Origin of the sequence: Flavobacterium tibetense, from assembly GCF_003293845.1 — a bacterium.
In the GTDB taxonomy this organism is placed as follows: Bacteria; Bacteroidota; Bacteroidia; order Flavobacteriales; family Flavobacteriaceae; genus Flavobacterium; species Flavobacterium tibetense.
The window spans coordinates 1-1,042 of sequence record NZ_QLST01000044.1; the positions used below are offsets into that span (position 1 = coordinate 1).

Annotated in this window: 1 protein-coding gene; it reads left to right on the top strand. The window is 39.9% G+C overall.

What is annotated here, in order from left to right; genetic code table 11:
- Positions 1 to 1,042 (top strand): transposase (locus tag DPN68_RS13010; RefSeq protein ID WP_113990047.1); only part of this gene is annotated, 1,042 nt, incomplete at both ends.

A 1,042-nucleotide genomic window follows, 5' to 3' on the forward strand; every position in this document is an offset into this window, starting at 1 on the left:
CGTTTTTATCAAAGCCAATGCGAGTATGGATAGTTTGGTAGAGAAAGAAGTTTTGGAAGATGCAAGTGCTTTTGTAAACGAATTAGAAGAAAACAGCGAATTTAAAACTACCAGCACCCGAAAGAAGCTAGTAGAACAACATCACGCTTGGAAAGAAGAAGCTTATAAAGGAATGCCTAATGCTACTGGCAAAGACAAAGTAGATGAATTTGGGAATATCATTCGTCCCAAATATGTATCGAATCACACGCATTATTCGCCCACAGATAGCGATGCAAGAGTGAGTGTAAAACCAGGGAAAGCGCGACAATTAAATTATTTTGGACAAATCGCAGTAGACGATGCACACCATGTTATTACTGGAGCGTGTTCTGATTTTGCAGACAAGCGCGATAGTCAATGTTTAGAAAAAATTGTGGAACTTATCGAAGAAAACCTAAACGAAAACGACATTGAATTAGAAGAACTTTTAGCCGATGGCGGTTACAGCAGTGGCGAAGCGTTGGCGTATTTACATAAAAAAAATATTGATGCCTACATTCCTAACTTCGGGCAATACAAACCCGAGCGCGAAGGTTTTACCTTCAACAAAGAGGAAAATTATTACCAATGCACTAAACCCGAAGGCAACCAAGCCAAACTCCTTTTCAAAGGCGAAAAAACGGATAGTAAAGGCTACACCAAACGCACGTACCGAAGCAGCGAGAGTGACTGTAAAAACTGCCCACTCAGAGAACAATGTTGTGGCAAAAGCACTAAGTTTAAAAAGCTAGACGATAGCATCCACAAAGAACATTACGACCGTATGCATCAAAAACTCACACAAAATGCCAAATATGCCAAAAAGATGTCGAGAATACGAAGTAAAACAGTCGAACCTGTGATTGGAACCTTGGTCAACTTCACGAACATGAAACGAGTCAACACCCGAGGCATCAAAAACGCAAACAAACATGTACTCATGGCAAGTTTAACCTACAACTTGAAGAAATACTTGCGTTTTACCATCAAAAAACCAAGTGTTTTAGCCCAAGTTATTTCC